We start from the raw sequence: 15,915 nt of genomic DNA on the forward strand, positions 1-15,915 counted from the left end.
AGCCGCGTGCCGCGGCCCGGTCGTCCGTGCGGGAGGGGGATGCGACTGTGTGCACCGTGCAGTGCTTGATGGCACCCACGGGAAGAGGATGGCGCGCCGCCGGCGCGCCTGGCCCCGGGTGGGGCTATCGCAACCTCACTAGAAGAGCGACATCTGGCCAGCTACGGCAGCCTGGCGAATCGACTTCGGAATCACCTGCAGCGGCTGCTCGACCTCGGGCACGTCAGCGTCAGCCGCACCCAGGTCAGCACGCGCCACTACCTTGGCCACCGGCTCCTGCACGAGCGCTCGAGCGCCCTCTTCCGCTTCCCGGCGCCGAAGCCGTGCGCTCCAGCCGCCCAGGATATGAGCCGGCGTGAACCACTGGCCACGGCATTCCCCTGTCAGGCCGTTGCCGTGAATGACCACGGCAGGCACGTGCAGCAGCGCGAGTTGGATGAACGTCATGTACACGCAGCGCTGATCGATGTCGATCGCCGTCGCGTGCATGCACTGCTGGTAGTTCAGGCCAGCTTCGTGCATCGCGTGTGCTGCCGCTATCAGCATGCCGCCTGCGCCGCAGGCCGGCTCCAGCACGCGGACGAATCCTTGCTCGTTTGTCTTGTCGACCAGCGCCTGGCCATCGCCCATCATCATGCCTCCCATCAGGCGCGACACCTCGTATGGCGTGAAAAATTGACCGGCGCCCGCGTTGCCCATATCCAGCATCATGAAGGTGCTCCCCAGGACATCGCCAAAGTCTGCCGCCTCAACGCGCAGTTCGTAGGACATCACCAAGTGCGCGAAGGCCTGCACGAGCTTGTCGAGTTCGGACCGCTCGTACTGGGCGATCATCTGCAGGTAGCGCTGCTCGCGCACCTCCTGTTGCGCGAGATCGGCACGGGCCAATGCGATCGCGCAGATCTCCACCCAATCGCTCCAGACGCGGTCGATCCCCCGCGTGTGTGCCACTTGGCGTAGCAGGCCGACGATCTCCTTCCGGTGTGCGTCGGCGTTGTTCAGAAAGCGACGCTGTTGTGCATTTGAGGTTTTGGCCATTTGATCTCTCCGGTTGCCAGGGCGGGAATGCCCGGAACTTGAGAGGCACGGCGCAGCGCAGCGCTCAAGTGTCGAAGACGGCCGCGGCCGCAAGCGGTGCCGGCAAAGCCGGCACCGCGCCGCACTTGAACGCGAGAACGGCGTGGCATCATGACCGGGAAAGCAGACCCGCCACCCCGTATGGCTTTCAACGGTCCAACTTCAAAGCGCAGCCGTTGCCCTGCAGCGCCACTTAGCAGGGACTGCGCCTCGATAGCCTGATGGCGCGCAGAAGAAGGGCCCGCCGAAGCGGGCCGGGATAGCGTCAATCGATCGCCGCGAAGATGGCGTTTGCCTCGGCGTGTTCGCCGGCGAAGTCGCGCAGCGCGTGGTACTTCTCGATCAAGTCGACCCTCGGATACTGACCGCACAATTCGCAGAGGGTGAAGAGCGTGGCCACGATGCCGGCGGCGTCCGCCGACATGATGCGATCGCACCAGTTCGTCGGCCATTCGATGCGAAGCGATTTGTAGTCGGCCGGCGCCATGTAAAAGCCGTTCGGAATTTCGTAGTAGTGCCAGTAGCCGCCCGCATAATCTTTCGAAAGACGGTCGAGCCAGTTGTAGACACTGATTTCGCCGCGCAGCATCAGGCGGCGCCCGAACGCCCTGGGCAGAAAGTCGGTGCGATCGCCATCGGGCACCAGGCGTGCGACGGATAGAATGGGTTGGGTCATATCGTGCTCCTCAGAAGTAGGGCCCGGCCGGGTGGCGGGACGGGAGCACTGGCGCCCTGCGGAACAAGCGCCGGGGGCAAGGGGTCGTGGAATATAAAGCGAGCGCAGCGAGCGGCTATATGCCGCGAAAGCCCCTTGAGCCCGGCGTGCGCAGGGCAAAGATGCGCCCAAGGCCTGACACCAGCGCCAGGCCAGGCGCTGCAGGTCAAGGCATGATCCCCTTCTCTACGAACGAGACGATCTTGCCGCCACCCACGATCAGGTGGTCGAGGACGTTGGTGCCGACCAACGCAAGTGCATCTTTGAGATGACGCGTTATGTTGATGTCGGCCGCGCTCGGCTCGGCATGGCCGCTCGGATGGTTGTGCGCCAAGATCACGCTCGCCGCGTTGTGCGCCAGGGCAGCTTTGACGATCTCGCGTGGGTATACAGGCGCGCTGCTCAACGTGCCACGGAACGGCTCTTCATATGCGATCAGTTCGGCACGCGGGTTCAGGTACATGATGCCGAACACTTCGTGCTCCAGACTGCGGTTCAACCGCAGCTGCAGGAACTCGCGCACGAGCTTCGGCGAATCCATAGGCTGGCCACGCCGGATCTCCTGCAGAACGACCTCGCGTGCCGCGGCGAGGATTTCTTTTGGCTCAAGCTGGACATGGCTCACTGAATTTTCTATTGAGGATCAACGTCTACATACGAAAAAACCAATGAGCAGCATTCCAATTAATGTTCCGCCAATAGCGACCGCTGCGCGCTCAGCACGCTCAGAGCCATAAAAATACAAAACGCACGAGATCGCGGCGGTGAAGACAATCAGCAGGCCCAGGACAAACGGGCGCCAATTGTTCAGAAACGCATGGTATACCCCGCTCAAGGCAAATCTATGTTTGCTCATCGGCATCCGCGAAAAAACATGACCGGGTCTTGATTCTGCCAAATATTCCGCCAATGGGATAGTCTTTTCCAGTGGCCAATATAATCGGACGAGTCCAGATTTGCCGGGGGGGCTTCGTGCAGGGAGTTCACTGACGAGTATTTCGCGCGACCGAATACTTACCAAGGCAGCTGCGCTAATCGGAGCAAGGAGAACTAGGCTCTTGTGCCGAAGATCTCAATTCTTCCTTCCTCTTGAGGTCGTCTTAAAAGGCAGGAAATAAAGTGAGCCAAGCCAATCCCAACTCTCCCTCGCGATAACAGTAACGGCTCGCCTCAGTGGCAGCTAAGTTTGTCTGCGTAAGTTCTCCACCGTGCAAATCCCTGCACCCTTCTGGAGATGCTCATGTACCGCTACACCAAACTCGCCCTACTGGCCATCGTCATTGCTACGACTGGCGCTGCCGCCTATGCCGCCAAAGGCAGCATGGAAAACGACGCCCTGGCGATCACCAAGGCCAAGATTGCTCTCACCCAGGCCGTCGCCGTTGCCGAGCAGCACGCCAATGGCAAGGCATCACGCGCCGAGTACGAAAACTCGAAGCAAGGCTGGGTCTACGACGTGGAAGTTGTCAGCGGGGCAAAAGTCTTCGATGTCCGGGTCGATGCCGAAAAGGGCACGGTCATCTCGTCTGCCGAGGACAAGGCGGATCACGATGATGGCCACGACAAGCAAGATTGACCGCCCGCCAGTGTGGCCGGATCGCGCATGACGCCGTGATCCGGCACGGAGACTTGATGGAACACCTCAATCAAACAATCTTCCTGTGGCTCAATGCGCCTGAACACCCGAATGCTCTGGTGGTGACTCTGGCCACTTTCTTTGCGGAATGGCTCATCTGGGCCGTCCCGATCCTGATCGGCATCGGCTGGCTGCGTGGCAACGAGAACACCCGAAAGACGCTGCTGATAGCTACCGCGTCCGGCTTGGTTGGACTGCTGGCCAACCAAGTCATCGGCCTGGTTTGGTCGCACCCCCGGCCTTTCATGATCGGGCTGGGGCGTACGCTCATTCCCCACGTTGCCGACTCGTCATTTCCCAGCGATCACCTGACGCTCTGGTGGTCGGTCGCCCTCAGCATTCTGATGCAGCGAGGACTGCGAAGAGTTGGTATCGCTTTGGCACTGTTTGCCCTCCCCATCGCCTGGTCGCGCATCTACCTGGGGGTTCACTTTCCGCTGGACATGGTTGGTGCCATCGTGGTCGCAGCGTTCAGTGCCGCTCTGACGCTACACGGAGCACGTTGGTATCTGGGACCGATCTACCGATTGGCCGCCTGTATCTATCGCAAGTTGTTCGGCAGGCTGATCGCGCTGGGATGGGTGCGCGAGTGAGCCTATGGATCGGCTAAGTCTGCTTGGTCAGACTAGCGGCAATCCCTTTCACCTCGGCAGGAGAACGCCATGAACAATTTGCCCACGGTCGGAGCAAGCGGCTGGCTCAACAAAGTCCCTGAAGTAACGTTGTCGTTTTGGATCATCAAGATCATGTCCACCACGGTGGGCGAGACGGGGGCTGACTTCCTGGCGGTCAACGCGGGCTGGGGCCAAGGCGTGACCCGTACGGTCATGGCCACTTTGCTAGCAGCCGCATTGTTCATGCAGTTGCGTACTCGCCGCTACACCCCTTGGATCTACTGGCTGACAGTCTTGCTGGTCAGCGTGGTCGGTACCCAGATAACTGACCTATTAACAGATGGCCTGGGTGTCAGCCTATACGTCAGCACCTCGGTTTTCGCCGCAGCGCTCGCCGCGATCTTCTTCGTCTGGTATCGGGTTGAACGTACCCTATCCATCCATAACGTCGTGACGCGCAAGCGGGAACTGTTCTATTGGTCAGCCATCCTGTGCACATTTGCGCTGGGCACCGCTGCCGGCGATCTGGCGACCGAGGCGCTGGGCTTGGGCTTTACTTGGGGCGCAGTCGCCTTTGGTGCGCTGATCGGCATCACCTTTGCCGCATGGCGCATGGGTGGAAATGCCGTTTTGACTTTCTGGATCGGCTACATCCTGACTCGTCCCTTCGGCGCTGCGCTCGGCGACCTGCTGACGCAAGCCAAGACTTATGGGGGCCTCGGCATGGGGGCTATGTGGACTAGCGCCCTGTTCCTCTCCGTCATTGTCATGCTGGTGGCCGTTGCGCAGTTCGGCATGAACGCAGGACGCTCAGTCCAAGCCGCCAAGTAACCCTCTTCTCAATTTTCAAGGAGAAACCATGCGCAAGCAGCACTCTATCGCCCGCTTTGCCGCGACCGCTTCGGCGGTGGCACTCGTCGCCCTCGCCGCTGGCTGCTCCAAGCCAGCCGACCAAGGCGGCGCGAGCGCCGAGCCCGCTGCCGCGGCCAACGCTAGCACGACGTCGCCGGGTAAAACTGCTTCCAAGCTAGGTGACCTGAATGCATTTCGTAATATTGCTGCCGATGTAGCCGCCATCGTAGACAACGGTGATCTGCCCGCTGCCAAGAGACGCATCAAGGATTTGGAGACGGAATGGGATTCGGCTGAGGCAGGCCTAAAGCCTCGAGCCGCCAATGACTGGCATGCCCTCGACAAGGCCATCGATAAGGCGTTGGCAGCACTGCGCGCTGAAACGCCGAATCAAGCCGACTGCAAGGCTGAGATGGGTGCGCTGCTGAAAACCTTCGACTCACTCGAAGGTAGGAACTGAACATGGACATTGCCAGCTGGGTCCAGAGCTGGGGCCTGCCAGCCGTGGCCGTTGGGAGCTTTCTCGAAGGCGAGTCCGTACTGCTGATCGCCGGCGCCGCCGCAGCGCGCGGCCATCTTTCAATCCAGGCGGTAATGGTCGTGGCGGCGGTGGCCAGCTTTATCGGAGATCAGTTGTTCTTTCTGATTGGTCGGCACTACGGGGCTACTCTGCTGACACGCTTTCCTGCGTTGCAGCCCCGCGCTCTGCGGGTGGCCCTTTTGCTCGAGCGTCATCACCTGCCGTTGATTCTGTCAATTCGCTTCCTCTACGGCCTGCGCGTTGCCGGGCCGATCGCGATCGGCATGAGCCGCGTGCCTTGGTCCCGCTTTCTGGTGCTTAACTTCGTTGGCGCCGTGTTCTGGGCCGTGCTGATTGGCGGTCTCGGCTACGGCACGGGTCATGCACTGGCGTACGCACTGCAAAGCGTCGATGCCGATGAACTATGGGGCTTGGCGCTGCTTGCCGTGTCAATTTTTCTCGCCTGGCTGATTGCGCGACACAGCCCACGAGGGACATCGGGTAGAGAGGGGGCACATCCCGATCTGACTCAAGCAGCAAAGAACCACATTTGGAGAAGAAAATGAACACCAATGAATCGACTGTCGGCCTCCAAGATGCATTGGCCAAGGTGCCCGAAGTTACGCTGGGCTTTTGGCTCATCAAAATCGCCGCCACAACGCTCGGCGAAACTGGAGGCGACGCTGTCTCGATGTCCATGAACCTGGGCTACCTGGTCGGGACAGGCATATTCGCAGTGGTCTTCCTGGCCGCCGTTGTCGCGCAGGTCAAGGCCAAGCGCTTCCACCCCTTTCTGTATTGGGTCACCATCATCGCTACTACGACAGTCGGCACGACGCTAGCCGATTTTGCGGATCGTTCACTCGGAATCGGGTACGCTGGCGGTTCGAGTTTGCTGCTGGTCTTGTTGCTAGGTTCGCTCTTAGTCTGGCATCGCAGTCTCGGCTCTGTGTCAGTGAGCACCGTCAGTTCACCCAAGGCGGAAGCGTTTTATTGGCTGACGATTATGTTTTCCCAGACTCTAGGCACGGCGTTGGGTGACTGGACGGCTGATACGGCGGGCCTGGGCTATACAGGCGCAGCCGTCGTGTTTAGTGGGTTGCTTGCTCTGATTGTGGCAGCCTACTACTGGACGGGTATATCCCGCACGCTGCTTTTCTGGGCGGCGTTTATCCTGACCCGCCCACTGGGTGCCGTGGTGGGCGATTTTCTGGACAAGCCGCTGAGCGCCGGCGGTCTGGCGCTGGATCGCTACTCGGCGTCGGCCGCGCTGCTGGCATTCATGCTAGCCGCCATCCTGCTCTTCAAGCAACAGGCAGCCAGGACCGCGCATTAAACTTAAGCCGCGGCGCAAGCGGCGCGGCAAATTCCAGGAGAGAAAATGAGCAAGACCGAAGCCATTCACTACGACGGAATCAGCAAGACCTTTCACTGGCTCACCGTCATCCTCATTCTTGCCGCCTTTGTTCTCGGCCCCGGAGATTTCGGACGCCTGGTCCATGCCAATGGCGATCCCGGCGCACGACTGGACATCGTGTGGCACGAAACGTTGGGAATAAGCATCTTTGCCCTGACCTTTCTGCGCCTGTTGTGGGTTGCCGTGCGCTCGGGCGCGCCTGATCACAAGCTCGAACCCAAGCTGCATCTGGCCTCCAGATTGATGCACATAGCCTTGTGGACCCTGCTGTTTGCATTGCCGTTGACCGCTTTGCTGACACTGGCTACGGAAGGCCAACCACTGACGCTGCTGGGCGGCTTGCGCATTACCGAACTGCCTTGGATCGCGTCCGCTCCGATCCTTGGCATGACCGATTGGGGCGATATCCACTCCTTCCTGGGAGATGCCATCATCTGGCTGGCGGGTATTCATGCGGTTGCCGCCCTCTACCACCACTTCGTGCTCAAAGACGGTGTATTCAGATCGATGCTGCCTTGAGCCGCTTACCCGGACTGCCTGGAGAAAATATGCGGGTTTTGCTGGTCGAAGACGATCTCATGATTGGCGAGGCGGTCCAAGGCGCATTGAAGGACGCCGCGTACGCGGTCGATTGGGTGCGGGATGGGCAAAGCGCGCTGGCGGCATTGGGCAGCCAGCATTACGACCTGCTCCTGCTGGACCTTGGCCTGCCGGGCAAGGACGGGTTGCAGGTCTTGCGCGATGTCCGCGCCAGCGACAACGGCGTGCCGCTGATCATCATCACCGCTCGGGACGGCCTCGATGACCGGCTGCGCGGCCTGGATGGCGGAGCCGACGATTACGTGCTCAAGCCTTTTGAGATGACGGAGCTGCAGGCCCGCATGCGCGCCGTGCTGCGCCGCAAAGCCGGGGCATCCGGACCGATGATGAGCAATGGCGTGGTTTCCCTCGATCTGGCCACCAAAGAGGCGCGTGTCAATGGCGCCGCCGCCCAGCAACTCTCCAATCGCGAGTTCTCGCTGCTGCAAGCCCTGCTGGCCAGGCCCGGAGCCATTCTCTCGCGCAGCGAACTGGAGGATCGCATATACGGGTGGGGCGAAGAAGTCGAAAGCAACGCCGTTGAGTATTTGATCCACGCACTGCGGCGCAAGCTCGGAAGCGAAATCATCAAGAATGTCAGGGGGCTCGGATGGATGGTCTCAAAAGGCGCTTGAACGAGTCGGTTCAGCTCAAGCTGTCCGTCACCCTATCGCTGGCCATCCTCGTGGTGGCCGTCGTGGCAGGTGTCTTTTCGTTCCTATCGGCCTTCGACGAAGCCCATGAGCTACAGGACGATGTTCTACGCCAGGTGGCACAGATCATGGATCGGCAGCGCCTGTCACCGGCCCCGCCGACAATAGATGTTCACCCCAACGATTTCGATGAAGAATCGCGTGTGATCGTCCAGCGCTTAGGCGAAGTCAATCCATCTGAGGCAAGCGTGGATGCAGGCGGCACACTTCCCCTTCCGACGACACTCGCCGATGGATTGCACACGCTCGAGGTCGGTGGCGAGTCGTTCCGCGTGCTGGTCAAGACCACGGCTGCCGGTGAAGGCATTGCCGTGGCACAAGAAGCTGGCTTCCGCAATGAAATCGCCCGCGATGCAGCGCTGCGCACCGTGATGCCTTTTCTGATTCTTATGCCGGTACTGCTATTGATCGTCGCCGACCTGGTGCGCAAGATGTTCCGCCCCATTGCCGCGCTTTCCAAGGAAATAGACCTGCGCGCCGAACAGGAACTGCACCCCATCGAAGACCGTCACCTTCCGGCCGAGGTGCGTCCGTTCGTCGTCGCAATCAATCGCCTGCTCGCCCGTGTCGGCCAGTCTTTGGAAACCCAGCGCCGCTTTGTGGCGGATGCCGCGCACGAGCTACGCTCGCCTCTGACTGCTCTCTCGCTGCAAGCCGAGCGGCTGGCAGATGCGGAAATGTCCGGCCAGGCACGTGAGAGACTAACGGTCTTGCGCCAAGGGATCGAGCGCGGCCGAAGCCTGCTAAATCAACTCCTAGCTTTGGCCAAGGCACAGTCGGCCACTGACGGACCGAAGTCGCCGGTATCCGTCCAAAGCATCTACCGCCGTGTGCTGGAAGATCTCATGCCGTTGGCCGAGTCCAAGCACATCGATATCGGGGTCGAAGGCACGCAAGATGCAGAGGTGTGGGCGAGCGAGATGGACATGATCACCCTGGTCAAAAATCTGGTGGACAACGCCATTCGCTACACGCCGGAGGGCGGGAGGGTCGATCTTTTCGTGAGTGCATCAGAAGGGAAGACCGAGCTTTGTGTTCAGGACAACGGACCAGGCATTCCGCTAGCCGAACGGGACCGGGTTTTTGATCCCTTCTACCGCACGCTCGGCAACGAGCAGATCGGTTCGGGACTGGGGCTATCCATCGTCCAAACGGTTGCCCATCGCGTCGGCGCAGAGATTCGACTCGACTTCTCGGATGAAGAGAGGCAAACCGGCCTGAGCGTCATCGTCCAATTTTCGAGATCCGGTTTGCCGCACGCATCGGATTAGTTGTTCGCGTAGGCTCCATCCCAAGTCAGATTTAGATCATCATGGGGCACTAATTTGAGGGCCCACACAGATAGGTGAAGCCCCATGTTCATACAGTATTCTCAGCCATGCCTTTCCGTCCACCCCTGACCGCCGAGCAGCTGCGCGCCATATATGAGCGCCAGCCGTGGAACCCTGATGTGATTGCCCTGCTATGGGAGGTCAAGCGCCTGCGCACCTGGCCGTTACGCTTTCACCAGATGGTCGACGAGCTGAAGCGCCCCGTCGGCATAACGGGCGTGGTCTATGACCAAGCAGTGGAAGATCTCCCCCAAGAGCCCTGTGTGCAGGAGCAAGAGCAAATGACGGCCGAGCTGCTGGAAGATCCGCGCAAGCTGCGCAAGGGCATGGGGCCGCTGTAGAAGACGACCATGGACTACAACGGAATTCTGGAACGGGTCCAGGGCACGTACGTGGCCCAGGCCGCCCTCACTCCGCCGCCGGCCGTGACCGCCGAGGACCGCGACTACCCAGTCGAAATTGACGCAGGCCACGCCGGTCTGGTGCGCATCACCTTCCGGCGCCAGAAGGCCAGACGAGCCAAACACAGCCATTGGTTCTGGTCGGCCAAGCGGGCGGACCCGGTCTAGGGCTCCCACGCATTCACAACAGGCCAGTGAGGCTCGGCGCACTCTGCATATTGGCCGCCCGGCCCCAGATGCACGTGCACCACGTCGTCCTAGGAACCCGAATCAATGCGAGGTTTAGCGGCTAAACCATAGCGGGCGCTGCAGAAGAACTTCTGTTGTGAAGTCCGTATTTCAAATTGGGATCTGGTGGGGACCGGTGGATATGTGGGTGAAGCCTGGTAGCCGGTGGGCATACCCTGTGGTCAAGCGCGTGGGCAGGCAAAGCCTGTCCACCGTTTGTCCAGCAGGGTTGTCCACGGGCCGAGCGTAGCGAGCCAGGCGGTCGCGCAGCGATCATCCACATATCCACGGGTTCGAATGAACGCGGATTCGAATGAGTTGCACGGTGGGCGACAATCTAGGCACAGAGGTCCTACATTGGGCCAAGGAGACGCAGTGAAGAATCTTTTCCCTAACTTGGCACGTGAGTCCAACGCGGACAACGAGGTACTTAGTCCGACGCAATGGTCTCGCGTATTCACGGAAATGAGGAAGGACGGCCTGTTCTTCGGCCTGCTTGGCATCGTGCTTGGATTTGTCCAAAAGTACGGTTACGACAATTTTGGCGGGAAGAATTGGGGAAGTGACCTACTTCAAGAGCATATCGCGTTCGAGTCGCTGGTTATTCTGACTGGGCTGGTCTGGTTACTCAAGCTGCTCCATCTTCTGTTGCTCCGCGTCCTGCCCCGTGTGGAATCAATAGGCCGCTTAATGCATATGGTTGCGCATGTGGAATTGCGAGTAATGGCGCTTGGATCTGTAGCCACACTTACCACTCTTGGATTCGCGCTCAGTGCACTTTGCTTTGGCGCGATTCATCCAGGCATAGTTTTCGTCGTCGGCGCTGCCTATTTTTCCGGAATCACAGCATTTGCCGTCACTCCAGCACGAAGAGCAGAGATCAAACGCCCAGGTTTTATTGTGGCTTGGGTATTGACTTGGGCTATCCCTTTGGCGTTCGTGTTAATGCCGTTGATGAGGCGACTTATAGTCGACGGCTAGTGTCAAATTTCGTTCAACTTGACATTGGCTCGCTGAAGTTGGAGGTAGCCTGGGAGGAAGGTACCTTGAGCCGTTCGACCGCTTCCGACCCTTCTCCGACATACCGTTCTGCGGGCGGAACGGCCGCTAACCGTAGTTGAACCGTCAGATCGCGCCCGTGTACATCAAAGATCGCGGAGAAACTCAATCAATGTCGCGTTGACGAAATCCGGCGCCTCCTGTTGCAGCCAATGCCCTGCTCGCGGAACGACCCGAGAAGCCGACAGCCTGGGCACGATCTGGGGCATGCCGTCGATAATTTCGTGCATGCCTGGCATTGCCAGACCTGTGTCTCGCTCGCCGACAAGGTACAGGGCAGGAACCTCGACGAGCAGGCCCTCCAAAGCCGATTGCACTTCCCAATTGCGATCGAGGTTGCGGTAGTAATTCAATCCACCGCGAAAGCCAGAAATGCTGAATGCTTGCACAAACTTGTCAAGGTCGGTGGGTGCGAGCCACGCGGGCAACAAAGGTGGATCAATCAGAGAGTCAAGGAGTCCACCACTTCGCGGCACGAGTCCGAATGGATTGGGCGTATTTGCGTCGCGGGCTCCGACGTCGCCTGATGCGGAAAAATAGATCTTGCGCAATGTCGTGGCAACGTCACGCTCAAGTTCGGTTTCGGCCAACCCAGGTTCGGAAAAGTAATGCGTATAGAACCTCGTTTGGTCGGTCTGCGGAAAAAGCCGGCTCGGCGTCATCGGCGCGCGGCCCATCATTGGCACCCCAAGCGCAACGACAGCGCGAAAGCGGTCAGGCCGAAGCAACGCGGCTTGCCAAGCAATGGTTGCACCCCAATCGTTTCCTACAACAACTGCGTCGCGCTCTCCGAGAATGTCAACGAGCGCCACCAGGTCACCGACAACGTCTAACGTCGTGTACTGTCCGATTGCCGTTGGGCATTCGCTTGATCCGTAGCCACGCAGATCCGGTGCTATTGCGTGGAAGCCGGCGTGCGCAAGTGCCGCCAGTTGATGGCGCCAAGCATGCGAGGTTTCAGGAAAGCCGTGACAAAGGAGCACCAACGGGCCGTCGCCCTGTTCAGCGACATGCAGGCGAATTCCGTTTGCTTCAATAAACGTTTGACGGTATGCGGTCATGGTTGCTCTGGCAGAGATGTATGCACACAAGAATCCCGAGATAGCGTAACATTAAAAGTTGCGCATTACCAAGCTTCTTAATATGCAACGCGATACCCGACTGGCTCGACTTCTGCACATCCTTATCCACATGCATCTTCGAGGAGGTGCGACCACCTCAGAGACGATTGCGCTGATGCTGCATACGAACCCCGTCTTTGTCCGCCGAACGATGGCTGCGCTACGCGAATCGGGGTACGTAAAGTCGACTGGTGGTCCAGGCGGAGGCTGGGCGCTCGCCTGTGACCTCAACGATCTTACGGTGAGAGATGTCTACCAGGCCATTGGACATACCGCGCCGTTTGTGATCGGCCTAGCCGACGACAATCACACTTGTCCGGTGGAGGCGGCGGTAAATCGCCACGTCAATGAGGCGTTGGGTTCAGCAGAAAATACGTTGCTTCAATTGCTCGGTGATAAGCGACTCTCCGAGATCGCGCACGACGTGACGTCGTCAAAGTCGCGCAAAACGACTAGGTAATCTCGCGGAGCAACGGAATGGGTGGCAATGGAGGCAAGCATCAAGCACCTGGCCGATAGCGATTTGCGGCATGAACGTGTGTCAGCTTCCAGCCCGCAAGCGGCCGTCGGCTTGCGGGCTGTCAATGCCTCTTGTTGGCCGGGAGCTGTCATCAACGACAGAAAGCTCCCGACCCAAAGCGCCCCTTTCGAAGCTTGTCACGTCGGGCGACCAGCTACAACGCTTCTATGACAAGCGGACGATAGATGTCGCCTTTCCGCCTTCAACGAACTTCGACTGCTAGCGTTCCAGATCTTTGTCGCGGGTCCGTTCAAGATCGTGATCCAACAACGGCACTGGCCTTTCACCACTTTGACCTTTGACCAGGCCGACGCCGCCGTGTGGATAGCGCACTGCGACAGAGTTTCCCGCTTCCAATATGGGCGTTTGGAGCAACGAGCGCTTGAAATGAAGCGCTATCTCATCACCGTGTTCTTGCACGACATGGCGCTCGGTCACACCTAGGATGACGCCTTCGTATGTACGACTAGGTGTCGCCGGGTGGACCGCCACTTTTCGCCGACAATAGCCCTAGCCAGGTCGATCGCCCGTTCCTGATCCAGATCGCAGATGTTGGTGCGTATCAGGCTCGCCATGCGGGTGGAGTCGACCTCGTAGGCCTCTATGGACGCTCGGATCATGTCAGCGCGGTCCACTCCCTTCCAGTCGATCGCATAGCCGGCCCCTCGCGCCACTTGGCCAACAAACTCGCGGATGGAACGGCCGTTACGATACTCTTCACGGCTCTTGCTAGCACCCTCCTCGGCAGCCAACCACCGCGGCGTCCGTCCTCTGCCCCTCCAAGATGCTCCTGTGGCTGGGTGGCGGTACTTGGCGGCAACGGGCCCCCGGGCGCGTCCCTTGTTGGGATTCCCCGCTTTAGGCTTCGTGGAACGGCGAGCGCCAAACGCCTCGGGAACTTCTTGAGGTGTGATGGCGGTGTCTCGCATCAGCACGATGATCTTCCTCACTTCTTCCGTGCGTCGCAGCGTTGCCTTCAGTCGTTCCTGCTCCTGCTGCAGCCTGCTGATTTGCGCATCGATGTTCTTGAGTGCAATGTCCATCCGTAGCTCCATGGGTTGTGTTGTTTAGCCGCTAAACGTTGGCATTCGTGGTCCGCCAGGAATCATCGCCATAGAAATCCCTGAACCCCCAGTCCTTCGCCAGCGCCTCCCAGATCTTCGACCCGTGCTCGAAATAGCGATGTACTTCCTGCTGCGGGCGAGCATCCATTCGCAGCACCGCAATGCAGTCTTCTACAAGCTCGTTGTCCAATCGACGCAGATCGGTGTTGTCGAACGGGAATCTGTTTCCGTTATAGAGATTCAACAGGAACCGGGCTATCACCTGCGACTGGCCTGTATCCCTCTGCGCGATCGGCAGCAGCCGCTTTAGCGCGGCTTCTCCAGCCTCCATTCGCGCCGGTCGCTCGGCGAGTTCACGAGACCGTTCCTCGCACATCTTGGCAAATGCCGCCTGTACGCTGGGCGGATTTTCAGGAGCTTGGCGCGACGTACCAGTGTCGTCGTTGAGGATGACGTACGTAGAAGCTTGTCGGACTATCCGCATTGCGTCCTCCGCGCTTGGAGTTACCTCCGCAGCACCCTGATGTCCGCTATCGGGTTGTTCCTTGCCTTGTGCCTTCGCCGACTTTCTGATCGCCTTGACTTCTGCCCGCGTGGGCTTTCTTTCCGGAGATTGCAGGAGGCCCTCAACAGCCTTCGGATCTTCGCGATGAGCAACGGCCAGTTCTTTTGCCAACGTGACGTCAGTCAGCTGCCCGTTCGCAACTGCATCGGCAACAGGTTCGGGAAGGCTAAGCATCGAAACGTGCATGCTGACCCACGCCTTAGATTTGCCCAATTTGCGGGCAATGTCGGCTTGCGTCATTCCTTCCGCGAGTTTCCCGCCGATGAAATCCGCCAATTCTCGGCCGTTGAGCTTTTCGCGTTGGAGGTTCTCGATTACTTGGTCGAAGTCATCGAAATCATGATCTTCGTGCCCGGGGATCTGCTGGAGACCCGCCTCGATCGTTCCCAGATAGCGACGGTGACCGTGGTTGATGATGAAGTCGCCGGGAATAGTGGGGTGCGGTCGCAACGAGATGGGGACCATCACCCCCCTCTTCCCCTGGCGCTGGCGTTCCTGAATGGAGGCGGCCATTTCACCGATGCTTTCCTTCGTCAGGCCTTGGTTGCCATCACGTCGTTTGTTGTTCTTGTCCGGGTGAATTCGGGCGACGTCATACATCTTGTAGCCCTCGGCCTGCTTGGGGCCATCCAGCAGCGATGCAAGGTCGCCCAGGCCATCCAGATCGAGGCCTCCCGGCATGATGTGCGATGCAGAGGTCATCTGGCGATCCCCATCATTTGCAGTACGTGCTGACCCAGCGCATGCATTTCGGCACCAGCCGCACGCGCGGTCGTCTTCTTGCTTTTCCAGACTGGTTCACCAGCAGCGAGAGCTTCCGCCACGCTGGCGCGCAGGCCAACGACGACGGGCGCAAGCAGCTTGGCATGAGCGGCCTGGACTTCTTCCAAGTGCTTGACTTGGCGAGGATTGCGGCGGTCGACGCGGTTGGGCACGATGCCGAGAAATTGCAGACTCGGATTCCTCTGCTTGGCTCCCACGATTACGCGCATCATGTCCTTGATGCCCTCGATGCTGTAGTCCTCCATTTCCACCGGGCTGATGACCGCGTCAGCGGAACTCAGCGCGGTGATTGTTGCGATGCCGATGTTCGCTGGCGTGTCGACGACGCAGAGGTCAAATCCACGGGCTTCGAACTCATGCAGGTTTGCCGGGTAATTCTTGAAGGCCTTCTCCGCAGGCATGTAGATGACATTTGCAAGCAGGCGGTCCGCATGCACCAAGCTTATGGCCCCGGAGATCGACGGTATGGCGGGCGGCTGATCGAGGAACAATGCGCTCGCCGGCACTTCCAGCCGGTGCTGGCGCATCGTCTTGGAGAGGTTGCCGGTATCGAGGTCGATCACCAGGGTTTTGTAGCCCGCTTCGGCCGCATGGAATGCGATGTGGGCAGCGTCGGCGGTCTTTCCAACTCCGCCTTTGCCGTTCGCGATCACAACAGTCTTCATCATTGCCTCTCGAGAGGATAAGGTCTGGCGGCTGGGCGATGGTTCCTCGTTTAGC

21 protein-coding genes are annotated in these 15,915 nt (G+C 59.5%); 13 read left to right on the forward strand and 8 right to left on the reverse strand.

The features are described 5' to 3' along the window. Positions 1 to 138: 138 nt before the first annotated feature. From K2W61_RS06440 to radC, 3 genes are all read right to left on the reverse strand, one after another. Positions 139 to 1,038, reverse strand: coding sequence for an N-6 DNA methylase (locus tag K2W61_RS06440; protein WP_236755254.1), 900 nt, complete (start codon positions 1,036 to 1,038; stop codon positions 139 to 141). 304 nt (positions 1,039 to 1,342) lie between these two features. After that, positions 1,343 to 1,753: an antirestriction protein gene (locus K2W61_RS06445; protein WP_236755255.1), complete on the reverse strand. Its 411-nt coding sequence runs from the start codon at positions 1,751 to 1,753 to the stop codon at positions 1,343 to 1,345. A gap of 205 nt (positions 1,754 to 1,958) precedes the next feature. Further along, on the reverse strand, positions 1,959 to 2,417 hold the full coding sequence (radC, locus tag K2W61_RS06450; protein ID WP_236755256.1) for a RadC family protein: 459 nt from the start codon (positions 2,415 to 2,417) through the stop codon (positions 1,959 to 1,961). A 615-nt stretch (positions 2,418 to 3,032) separates the two neighbouring features. Here radC and K2W61_RS06455 point away from each other — a divergent pair. From K2W61_RS06455 to K2W61_RS06510, 12 genes are all read left to right on the forward strand, one after another. Beyond that, positions 3,033 to 3,368 (forward strand): PepSY domain-containing protein, encoded by a 336-nt coding sequence (locus tag K2W61_RS06455; RefSeq protein WP_236755257.1) that lies wholly within the window; start codon positions 3,033 to 3,035, stop codon positions 3,366 to 3,368. Between the two features lie 56 nt (positions 3,369 to 3,424). Continuing rightward, the gene (locus K2W61_RS06460) at positions 3,425 to 4,021 is read left to right on the forward strand and encodes an undecaprenyl-diphosphatase (RefSeq protein ID WP_236755258.1); all 597 of its coding nucleotides are present in this window, start codon (positions 3,425 to 3,427) and stop codon (positions 4,019 to 4,021) included. A 69-nt stretch (positions 4,022 to 4,090) separates the two neighbouring features. Then, complete coding sequence (locus K2W61_RS06465) at positions 4,091 to 4,873, forward strand: COG4705 family protein (RefSeq protein WP_236755259.1); 783 nt, start codon at positions 4,091 to 4,093, stop codon at positions 4,871 to 4,873. Between the two features lie 28 nt (positions 4,874 to 4,901). Continuing rightward, on the forward strand, positions 4,902 to 5,354 hold the full coding sequence (locus tag K2W61_RS06470; protein WP_236755260.1) for a hypothetical protein: 453 nt from the start codon (positions 4,902 to 4,904) through the stop codon (positions 5,352 to 5,354). A gap of 2 nt (positions 5,355 to 5,356) precedes the next feature. Then, positions 5,357 to 5,980, forward strand: a complete 624-nt coding sequence (locus K2W61_RS06475) for a DedA family protein (RefSeq protein ID WP_236755261.1) — start codon at positions 5,357 to 5,359, stop codon at positions 5,978 to 5,980. After that, the gene (locus tag K2W61_RS06480) at positions 5,977 to 6,750 is read left to right on the forward strand and encodes a COG4705 family protein (RefSeq protein WP_236755262.1); all 774 of its coding nucleotides are present in this window, start codon (positions 5,977 to 5,979) and stop codon (positions 6,748 to 6,750) included. Before K2W61_RS06475 ends, K2W61_RS06480 begins: the two co-directional genes overlap by 4 nt. 45 nt (positions 6,751 to 6,795) lie before the next feature. After that, the gene (locus K2W61_RS06485) at positions 6,796 to 7,350 is read left to right on the forward strand and encodes a cytochrome b (protein WP_236755263.1); all 555 of its coding nucleotides are present in this window, start codon (positions 6,796 to 6,798) and stop codon (positions 7,348 to 7,350) included. Positions 7,351 to 7,379: 29 nt separating this feature from the next. Beyond that, on the forward strand, positions 7,380 to 8,045 hold the full coding sequence (locus tag K2W61_RS06490) for a response regulator transcription factor (RefSeq protein WP_236755264.1): 666 nt from the start codon (positions 7,380 to 7,382) through the stop codon (positions 8,043 to 8,045). Then, positions 8,021 to 9,394 (forward strand): ATP-binding protein, encoded by a 1,374-nt coding sequence (locus K2W61_RS06495; protein WP_236755265.1) that lies wholly within the window; start codon positions 8,021 to 8,023, stop codon positions 9,392 to 9,394. Before K2W61_RS06490 ends, K2W61_RS06495 begins: the two co-directional genes overlap by 25 nt. 107 nt (positions 9,395 to 9,501) lie before the next feature. After that, positions 9,502 to 9,795, forward strand: coding sequence for a hypothetical protein (locus tag K2W61_RS06500; RefSeq protein ID WP_236755266.1), 294 nt, complete (start codon positions 9,502 to 9,504; stop codon positions 9,793 to 9,795). A gap of 9 nt (positions 9,796 to 9,804) precedes the next feature. Beyond that, positions 9,805 to 10,023, forward strand: a complete 219-nt coding sequence (locus K2W61_RS06505; RefSeq protein WP_236755267.1) for a hypothetical protein — start codon at positions 9,805 to 9,807, stop codon at positions 10,021 to 10,023. A gap of 435 nt (positions 10,024 to 10,458) precedes the next feature. Beyond that, positions 10,459 to 11,064 (forward strand): hypothetical protein, encoded by a 606-nt coding sequence (locus K2W61_RS06510; protein WP_236755268.1) that lies wholly within the window; start codon positions 10,459 to 10,461, stop codon positions 11,062 to 11,064. Between the two features lie 164 nt (positions 11,065 to 11,228). On the opposite strand, the gene K2W61_RS06515 is transcribed toward K2W61_RS06510, so the two are convergent. Next, positions 11,229 to 12,203 carry an alpha/beta fold hydrolase gene (locus tag K2W61_RS06515; protein WP_236755269.1) on the reverse strand — a complete coding sequence of 325 codons (975 nt, stop codon included), beginning with the start codon at positions 12,201 to 12,203 and terminating at the stop codon, positions 11,229 to 11,231. A gap of 82 nt (positions 12,204 to 12,285) precedes the next feature. On the opposite strand from K2W61_RS06515, the gene K2W61_RS06520 reads away from it, so the two are divergent. After that, positions 12,286 to 12,723 carry an RrF2 family transcriptional regulator gene (locus tag K2W61_RS06520; protein ID WP_236755270.1) on the forward strand — a complete coding sequence of 146 codons (438 nt, stop codon included), beginning with the start codon at positions 12,286 to 12,288 and terminating at the stop codon, positions 12,721 to 12,723. 279 nt (positions 12,724 to 13,002) lie between these two features. Here the strand turns inward: K2W61_RS06520 and K2W61_RS27855 are convergent, their stop codons facing one another. From K2W61_RS27855 to K2W61_RS06535, 4 genes are read right to left on the reverse strand one after another with little or no spacing between them, the layout of a single operon-like run. Next, on the reverse strand, positions 13,003 to 13,275 hold the full coding sequence (locus tag K2W61_RS27855) for a KfrB domain-containing protein (RefSeq protein WP_419761590.1): 273 nt from the start codon (positions 13,273 to 13,275) through the stop codon (positions 13,003 to 13,005). Further along, entirely contained in the window at positions 13,224 to 13,826 is a 603-nt protein-coding gene (locus K2W61_RS06525) for an H-NS histone family protein (RefSeq protein ID WP_236755271.1), read from the reverse strand. Before K2W61_RS06525 ends, K2W61_RS27855 begins: the two co-directional genes overlap by 52 nt. Before the next feature lie 31 nt (positions 13,827 to 13,857). Next, positions 13,858 to 15,114 carry a DUF7673 family protein gene (locus K2W61_RS06530; RefSeq protein ID WP_236755272.1) on the reverse strand — a complete coding sequence of 419 codons (1,257 nt, stop codon included), beginning with the start codon at positions 15,112 to 15,114 and terminating at the stop codon, positions 13,858 to 13,860. Next, positions 15,111 to 15,863 carry a ParA family protein gene (locus K2W61_RS06535; protein WP_236755273.1) on the reverse strand — a complete coding sequence of 251 codons (753 nt, stop codon included), beginning with the start codon at positions 15,861 to 15,863 and terminating at the stop codon, positions 15,111 to 15,113. The genes K2W61_RS06530 and K2W61_RS06535 overlap by 4 nt, the downstream gene beginning before the upstream one ends. Between the last annotated feature and the right edge of the window lie 52 nt (positions 15,864 to 15,915).

It is taken from the genome of Achromobacter pulmonis, from assembly GCF_021733725.1.
GTDB classification, from domain to species: Bacteria; Pseudomonadota; Gammaproteobacteria; order Burkholderiales; family Burkholderiaceae_B; genus Achromobacter; species Achromobacter pulmonis.

Coding starts and splice junctions, on each gene's coding strand:
- K2W61_RS06440 (WP_236755254.1), bottom strand. CDS start 1,038: ATGGCCAAAACCTCAAATGCACAACAGCGTCGCTTTCTGAACAACGCC.
- K2W61_RS06445 (WP_236755255.1), bottom strand. CDS start 1,753: ATGACCCAACCCATTCTATCCGTCGCACGCCTGGTGCCCGATGGCGAT.
- K2W61_RS06455 (WP_236755257.1), top strand. CDS start 3,033: ATGTACCGCTACACCAAACTCGCCCTACTGGCCATCGTCATTGCTACG.
- K2W61_RS06460 (WP_236755258.1), top strand. CDS start 3,425: ATGGAACACCTCAATCAAACAATCTTCCTGTGGCTCAATGCGCCTGAA.
- K2W61_RS06465 (WP_236755259.1), top strand. CDS start 4,091: ATGAACAATTTGCCCACGGTCGGAGCAAGCGGCTGGCTCAACAAAGTC.
- K2W61_RS06470 (WP_236755260.1), top strand. CDS start 4,902: ATGCGCAAGCAGCACTCTATCGCCCGCTTTGCCGCGACCGCTTCGGCG.
- K2W61_RS06475 (WP_236755261.1), top strand. CDS start 5,357: ATGGACATTGCCAGCTGGGTCCAGAGCTGGGGCCTGCCAGCCGTGGCC.
- K2W61_RS06480 (WP_236755262.1), top strand. CDS start 5,977: ATGAACACCAATGAATCGACTGTCGGCCTCCAAGATGCATTGGCCAAG.
- K2W61_RS06485 (WP_236755263.1), top strand. CDS start 6,796: ATGAGCAAGACCGAAGCCATTCACTACGACGGAATCAGCAAGACCTTT.
- K2W61_RS06490 (WP_236755264.1), top strand. CDS start 7,380: ATGCGGGTTTTGCTGGTCGAAGACGATCTCATGATTGGCGAGGCGGTC.
- K2W61_RS06495 (WP_236755265.1), top strand. CDS start 8,021: ATGGATGGTCTCAAAAGGCGCTTGAACGAGTCGGTTCAGCTCAAGCTG.
- K2W61_RS06500 (WP_236755266.1), top strand. CDS start 9,502: ATGCCTTTCCGTCCACCCCTGACCGCCGAGCAGCTGCGCGCCATATAT.
- K2W61_RS06505 (WP_236755267.1), top strand. CDS start 9,805: ATGGACTACAACGGAATTCTGGAACGGGTCCAGGGCACGTACGTGGCC.
- K2W61_RS06515 (WP_236755269.1), bottom strand. CDS start 12,203: ATGACCGCATACCGTCAAACGTTTATTGAAGCAAACGGAATTCGCCTG.
- K2W61_RS06520 (WP_236755270.1), top strand. CDS start 12,286: ATGCAACGCGATACCCGACTGGCTCGACTTCTGCACATCCTTATCCAC.
- K2W61_RS06525 (WP_236755271.1), bottom strand. CDS start 13,826: ATGGACATTGCACTCAAGAACATCGATGCGCAAATCAGCAGGCTGCAG.
- K2W61_RS06530 (WP_236755272.1), bottom strand. CDS start 15,114: ATGACCTCTGCATCGCACATCATGCCGGGAGGCCTCGATCTGGATGGC.
- K2W61_RS06535 (WP_236755273.1), bottom strand. CDS start 15,863: ATGATGAAGACTGTTGTGATCGCGAACGGCAAAGGCGGAGTTGGAAAG.